Here is a 6,458-nt window from a genome sequence, read left to right as displayed (position 1 = left end):
CGGCGTCTGCAAGTACTACCAACTCACGAGTTGGTAGTACTTGCAGACGTCATCGCCGCGGCGAGCGCCGCGACGTTCTCGGAACCCAGCAGTTGTGTGGTGGGGACCGTTCTGCCCAGCGACTTCTTCAGCCGGGCGGCCAGTTGCGCGGCCATCAGCGAGTCGAGGCCCAGGTCGCGCAACGCCCGGCGGGTGTCGAGGCGGTCGCGGGTCGTGCCGAGCACGGCCGCGACGTGGCCCAGCACCACGTCGCGCACGGGCTCGTCGGGAAGCACGACCGGTTCCCGGCGCGGTTCCGGTACTGGGACCGGTCGCGGCGCGCGAGTGCGGAGCAGCTTCGAGACCAGGCCGTTGAGCTGCGCGAACGGAGCAGGCGTGCCGATGCGGACGGTGAGGCCGCTCAGTTCGGCGAAGCACTGGTGCCGGGCGTCGAACAGCCGCACGTCGACCACGGCCTTGCCGCGCCGCCGTCGTGCCACCGCCCAGAACTCGCCGTGCGCCCGGCCCGTCACCCGCACCCGCTCCACGCTCAGCGGCACCGCGACCGAGCCCAGCGCGAGCAGCACCGCCTGCAGACCTGTCTCCAGCACGACAGAAGTGCTGGCGTCGGCCGAGAACCGGGCGACCGCCAGGTCCTGGCCGCGCCACGCCTGTCTCAGCGCGCGGAACGGGCCCTCGAACTCGTAGCCGTGCCGCGCCGCCAGGTCGCGGAACTCGGTGTCCCGCACGTACTCGCGGCAGCGTTCCAGCGCCCACTCCAGCTCGATCGTGCTGATCTCCGCGCCACGTGCCAGCTCCCCGCTCGCGCACCGCCTGCCCTCGTCGTCGTGGACGGTGAACGCACGCACGCCGGCGCGTTCCGGTCGCAGCGTGACCGTCAGCGTCGGCAACGACTCCGGATCGACGGTGACCAGTTCGTGGAACCGGACGTTGCGCAGCGAGTGGTCACCGCCCGCGGCCGTGAGCACCGCGTCGATCAGCACGGCCGCGGGAAGTGGCGTGAGACCCCGGAACCTCAGTCCGCGCAGAGCTTCCGCGACACCCAGCGCGGCCGTGTCGATCTCCCGGACGATCTCGGTGGCCGTGCCGAACGACTCGAACCAGTACTCCTGGTGCTGCCACGGGTAGGCGGGCAGCGTCACGGCACGGCCGCCGCCGAACCACCTCTCCCAGTCGACCGGCACGCCCGCGACGTGCAGCGATCCCAGCGCCGAGGTGATCGTGCGGAGCTCGGGCTCGCCGCGCACCAGTGACGGAACGGTCACCGCCGAGCCGATCTCGCCGACGGCGCTGAGCAGCACCGGATGCGGGCTGATCTCCAGGACCACGGTGTGCGGGGCGTCGGCGAGGACGCGGCGCAGGGTGTCGTTGAGCCGCACGGTCTGCCGCACGTTGTCCGCCCAGTAGCGCGCGTCCAGCTCCCGCCTGCCGCACTCCACAGTGGACCGGAAGTCGACCTGCGGCGCGTGCGGGCGCAGGTCGTCGAGCTGTTCGCGCAACGCCTTCGCCACCTTGTCCATCAACGGCGAGTGCGACGCCACGTCGACGTCCTTCACCGGGCGGCAGGCGACGGCGAGCTCCGCCAGGTCCTCCGCGACGATCTCCATCAGCTCCACCGGTCCGGCCAGCACGCACGTGCCAGGGGAGTTGTCCGCGGCCACGCAGACCTCGCCGCGGTACCGGCCGAGGAGGTCCTCCGCGCGTTCGGCGGACAGCTCGGCCCACAGCATCGCGCCGGTGCCCGCGGTGTCCTGCATGAGCGCGCTGCGGCGGCAGATCACCGCGGCCGCGTCGCGCACCGACAACGCCCCGGCGATCTGCGCGGCCGCGACCTCGCCCATGCTGTGGCCGACCACGACGTCCGGCTCGACGCCCCACGCCCGCCAGTGCGCGGCCAGTGCCACCTGGACGGCCCACAGCAGCGGCTGGATCACGTCCATGGTGTCCTGCCACGGTTCGGCGCCGGTCAGAACGTCCACAACGGACCACCCGGCCTCTTCGCGCACGGCCGCGTCGCACTCGTCCAGTGCGGCCCGGAACGCGGGCGACGCGGCGTACAGCTCAACGCCCATCCCGCGCCACTGCGAACCCTGGCCAGGGAACAGGAAGACGACCTGAGGCCGTTCTGCCGCCTCGCCCGCGGTGAATCCGCCCTCGGTCCCGTCCAGGAAGGCCTTCAGTCCCGCCGCCAACTCCGCGCGATCCGTCCCCGTGACCGCGAGCCGGTGCTCGTGGTGATCACGCCGAGCCGCCGCCGTGTAGCAGACGTCCGCGACCGGGCCGTCCAGGAATCCGGCGTAGGCCTCCGCACTGGCGCGCAGCGCCGCGACCGACTTGGCGGACAGCGTGAGCACCTGCGGACGTTCGGCAGGTTCGGCGACAACAGCCGCCGGCGGCGCGGTGAGCACGACGTGCACGTTGGTGCCGGAGATCCCGAACGAGCTGACGCCCAGCACCGGCTTCTCCGCACTGAGCGCCTGGTTCCGCGTGACGAGCCGCAACGACCCGCCGGTCAGGATCTCGGCCTGCACACGGGCGTGCAGCGACGCCGGAACGACGCGGTGCTCGGCGATCAGCACCGCCTTGATCAGCCCGGCGACGCCCGCCGCCGCCTCGGTGTGCCCGATGTTGCTCTTCACCGACCCGAGCAGCAACGGGTGCTCCCGGCCCGTCCCGGCGACCTCGTGCAGGGCTTCGAGCTCGACCCGGTCACCCACGCTCGTGCCGGTGCCGTGCGCCTCGATGTAGTCCACAGTGGAGGGATCGAGCCCGGCGTCGGAGTACGCGGCCGACAGCATCTCGGCCTGACCGCGCACGGCGGGTTGCAGCAGGAGGCCGCTGCCCCTGCCGTCGTTGCTGATCGCGCTGCCGAGCAGGACGGCGCGCACGCGGTCGCCATGAGCAACCGCGTCCGGTAACCGTTCCAGCACAACCGCGCCGACGCCCTCACTTCGCACGAACCCGTCCGCGTGCACGGATCCGAACTTGCACCGCCCGTCCGGGGCGAGCATCGACGCCTGCGAGTAGGCGATCGCGTCGTCGGGCAGCAGGATCACGTTGACCCCGGCCGCGATCGCGAGGTCGCACTCCCCGGCGAGCAGCGCCTGCCGGGCGTTGTGCACGGCCACCAAGGACGACGAGCAGGCCGTGTCGATCACGATCGACGGACCGCGCAGGTCCAGTGCGTAGGAGAGCCGGCCGGACGTGACGGCCCGCAGCTCACCGCCCGCCGCGTGGCGCACGTCGTGGTTGCCCGCGCTGCGACCCGCCCTGCCGTACTCGGCGGTGGCCTGGCCGACGAACACGCCGACGCGGCGCCCGGCCAGCTCTGACGGCCGGATTCCCGCGTCCTCCAAGGCTTCCCACGCGACCTCCAGCAGCAGCCGTTGCTGCGGGTCCATCGCGCGGGCCTCACGCGGTGAGATGCCGAAGAACTCCGCGTCGAACCCGCGCACGTCGGCGAGGAACCCGCCGTGCCGCGAGATCGTCCTACCCGGTGCGGGCACGGGCGAGTACCACTCGTCCACGTCGAACCTGTCGAACGGGATCTCGTCGACGGCGTCGACGTTGCCCGTCAGCAGGCTCCAGAACGCGGCGACGGAGCTCGCACCGGGGAAGCGGCAGGACATCCCCGAGACGGCGACCTGCCGGGCGGTATCACCGGCGGTCGCCCGAGATCTGTCGGACATGGAGGCATGGCGGTGTGTCACGGTCCCCCCGTGGGTTCAAAGTGGTTTCAAGTACAACTATGTACCCGGAGCCAAGTTTAGCCAGCACGGCTGACCGCTGGAAGCCAAACGTACGCAATTGCCGGTGCGCCGCCACTACGCAGTTCACCGGTCTCGCAGGGTGGAACGAGAAGCCCTACACTCAAAATCGGTCTTGCGTTCAAGTTTGTACTGGCGTACTCACTACAGCGGTCGACGGTCCAGCAGGGGGAGATCCGCACATGGCCAGGTTCGTGGTCGAGATGGTGTTCGAGACAGAGGACGAGCGGTTAGGCCACGCCCGGCCTGCTCACCGCAGGTACTGGGAGGACTTGGCCGTGCGGGGCGTGCTGCTGGGGGGCGGCCTGTACACGGACGAGTCAGGTGGGCTGATGCTGTGCGAAGCCGCCGATGACAGGGCTTTGCGCCGTTTGGTCGACGGAGACCCTTATGTGCGCGGGAAATTGGTGCGAAGCGTCCGGATTCGCGAGTGGCAGGTGTTGGTCGGTGGGTTGAAACTGCCGGTCGGAAGCGATCCTGAACCGCAGCAATTGGGTTTCACTATGGGCAGTTCCGCTGACTCGTTGATTTCCCGCATCGAGAACGGGCCGCGCATCACCCGTGCCGCGATGGTCGCCGGTCGCGGTCTCACGGCGCACGAGCAGCGGATCGCCGCGCTGATCGTGGGAGGCAAGACCAACAGGGAGATCGCGACCCAGTTCCGGGTGTCGGTCCGCGCGGTCGAGCTGCACATCACCAGCATCTACCGCAAGCTCGGCATCCACCGCAGGGCGCAGCTCGCCTCCGCCCTGGCCGCGTGACGGAGGACCTGCACATGCGATTCGGCGTCAACGTCCCCAACTACGGCGACCGCGCGGCACCTGGCGAGATCCTGCGCTGGGTGACGACTCTGGAGGAGCTCGGCTACCACGTCGCGATGGTGTCCGACCACGTCGCGCTCACCCCGGACGTCGAGCGGCTCTTCCCCGCGCCGTTCTACGACCCGTTCGCCACGCTGTCGTGGCTCGCGGGCCAGACCACCCGCATCGAGCTCGGCACCACCGTCATCGTGCTGCCGTACCGGCATCCGCTGCTGATGGCGCGGATGGCCGCGTCGATCGACCAGTTCAGCGGTGGCCGGCTGGTGCTGGGCGTCGCGGCGGGCTGGGCTCCCGCCGAGTTCGCCGCGGTCGGAGCCGACTACCGGTCACGCGGCCGGGTCGCGGACGAGTCGTTGCGCGCGATGAAGGCCTTGTGGGCCAACGACATAGCGAAATTCGATGGCTCGCACGTGAAGTTCGGGCCGGTGTCGACGGGGCCGCGGCCCGCGCGTTCGATCCCGGTGTGGGTCGGCGGGCACAGCACGGGCGCGATGCGGCGGGCCGTGCTGTACGGCGACGCGTGGCATCCGACGTCGGTGCCTCCGGGATATCTGGAGCAGATCGGGATGCCGCAGCTCAGGCGCGTCGCCGAGCAGCGGCAACGGCCGGTGCCCGCGCTGGTCCCGCGCATCAAACTGAGAATCACCTCGCGGTCGTTGCCCGACCACAGCCGGATCCTCGGTGAGGGAACGGTCGAGCAGGTCCGCGGCGACCTGCACGCGCTGAAGTCGTTGGGCGCCACGCACATTGTTCTGGATACGACATATCCGGGCGAGACGGTGCGCAAGCCCGCCGACCACTACCTGGGACTGCTGGAACAGGTCGCCACGGAGATTGTTGACCTGAGCAGTGGCACTCTGCGTTGAGGGGAAGACGTGATGGGTGATCTGGACGTCCGCAAACTCCGCATGCTGCGCGAGCTCGACGAACGCGGCACCGTCGCCGCCGTCGCACAGGCGCTGCACCTCACCCCGTCCGCGGTGTCGCAGCAACTCGTGGCGCTGTCGAAGGAAGCGGGCGTCCGGCTGATCGAACCGGTGGGCCGCCGGGTTCGCCTCACGGACGCCGCTCGCGTGCTCCTGCGGCGAGCCAACGAGATCTTCGCCGAGCTGGAGCGCGTCCAGGCGGATCTCCTTGCGTACTCAGAAGGCTCGGTGGCAGAGGTACGTGTCGCGGGATTCGCGGCGACTCTCTCCGGCCTGGTGCTGCCCGCCGTCCGGGAACTGCGCGACACCCATCCCGGTGTCGCCGTGCGGCTCGTCGAGTCGGATCCGCCGCACTCGTTCGACCAGCTCGTGCGCGGCGACGTGGACGTGGTGCTGAGCCTGGAGTCCAAGGACAGCCCGGCCGCCACCGACCGCCGCTTCCACCGCGTCGCGCTGCTGGCCGAACGGTTCGACGTGGCGTTGCCGGTGGACCACCCGCTCGCGCACGCGCCCGTGGTGCGGCTGGCGGACCTGGCGAACGAGGCGTGGATCTTCTCCAACACCGGGACGTGCCGCGACATCTCCTTCGCCGCGTGCATCGCGGCCGGGTTCACGCCGGAGATCGTCCACCACATCGGCGACTGGGAGGCGACGCTGGGCGCGGTCGCACTGGGCCTCGGCCTGGCGCTGGTGCCGCGGCTGATCAACGCTGGGCCGCGCGAGGACGTGGTGATCCGGGTGCTCGACGCCGAGCAGCCGACCCGGCACGTGTTCGCGGCGGTGCGCCGGGGGAGCGAGGAGGCGGCGCATCTGGCGGCGGTGCTCGGTGCGCTGACCGCGGCCGCCGAGCTGAAGGCGGCGGATCGTGAAGTTTCTCTGCACGATTGAGAGCGGATATTCGCGATGGAACTTCTCCCGCGCGCGTGTGAAGCTGGTTGCAGAAC

4 protein-coding genes are annotated in these 6,458 nt (G+C 70.5%); 3 read left to right on the top strand and 1 reads right to left on the bottom strand.

Features of this window, described 5'->3' with window-relative positions:
• Window positions 1-23 precede the first annotated feature (23 nt).
• Window positions 24-3,689 carry a beta-ketoacyl synthase N-terminal-like domain-containing protein gene (locus ABZX92_RS32910; protein ID WP_355568039.1) on the bottom strand — a complete coding sequence of 1,222 codons (3,666 nt, stop codon included), beginning with the start codon at window positions 3,687-3,689 and terminating at the stop codon, window positions 24-26.
• 260 nt (window positions 3,690-3,949) lie between these two features.
• On the opposite strand from ABZX92_RS32910, the gene ABZX92_RS32905 reads away from it, so the two are divergent.
• From ABZX92_RS32905 to ABZX92_RS32895, 3 genes are read left to right on the top strand one after another with little or no spacing between them, the layout of a single operon-like run.
• Window positions 3,950-4,528 (top strand): LuxR C-terminal-related transcriptional regulator, encoded by a 579-nt coding sequence (locus ABZX92_RS32905; protein ID WP_355568036.1) that lies wholly within the window; start codon window positions 3,950-3,952, stop codon window positions 4,526-4,528.
• Window positions 4,525-5,454 (top strand): TIGR03619 family F420-dependent LLM class oxidoreductase, encoded by a 930-nt coding sequence (locus ABZX92_RS32900; RefSeq protein ID WP_355568033.1) that lies wholly within the window; start codon window positions 4,525-4,527, stop codon window positions 5,452-5,454. Before ABZX92_RS32905 ends, ABZX92_RS32900 begins: the two co-directional genes overlap by 4 nt.
• A 12-nt stretch (window positions 5,455-5,466) precedes the next feature.
• On the top strand, window positions 5,467-6,402 hold the full coding sequence (locus tag ABZX92_RS32895; RefSeq protein ID WP_355568030.1) for a LysR family transcriptional regulator: 936 nt from the start codon (window positions 5,467-5,469) through the stop codon (window positions 6,400-6,402).
• Window positions 6,403-6,458: the final 56 nt, after the last annotated feature.

Origin of the sequence: Lentzea sp. NPDC006480, from assembly GCF_040611995.1 — a bacterium.
In the GTDB taxonomy this organism is placed as follows: Bacteria; Actinomycetota; Actinomycetes; order Mycobacteriales; family Pseudonocardiaceae; genus Lentzea.
Note: the sequence above shows the minus strand (reverse complement) of the source record. Positions and strands in the feature narration are given on the sequence as shown.

Bases quoted from the DNA above. Each gene is read 5' to 3' on its own strand.
- ABZX92_RS32905 (WP_355568036.1), top strand. From the start codon at position 3,950: ATGGCCAGGTTCGTGGTCGAGATGGTGTTCGAGACAGAGGACGAGCGG.
- ABZX92_RS32910 (WP_355568039.1), bottom strand. From the start codon at position 3,689: ATGTCCGACAGATCTCGGGCGACCGCCGGTGATACCGCCCGGCAGGTC.
- ABZX92_RS32895 (WP_355568030.1), top strand. From the start codon at position 5,467: ATGGGTGATCTGGACGTCCGCAAACTCCGCATGCTGCGCGAGCTCGAC.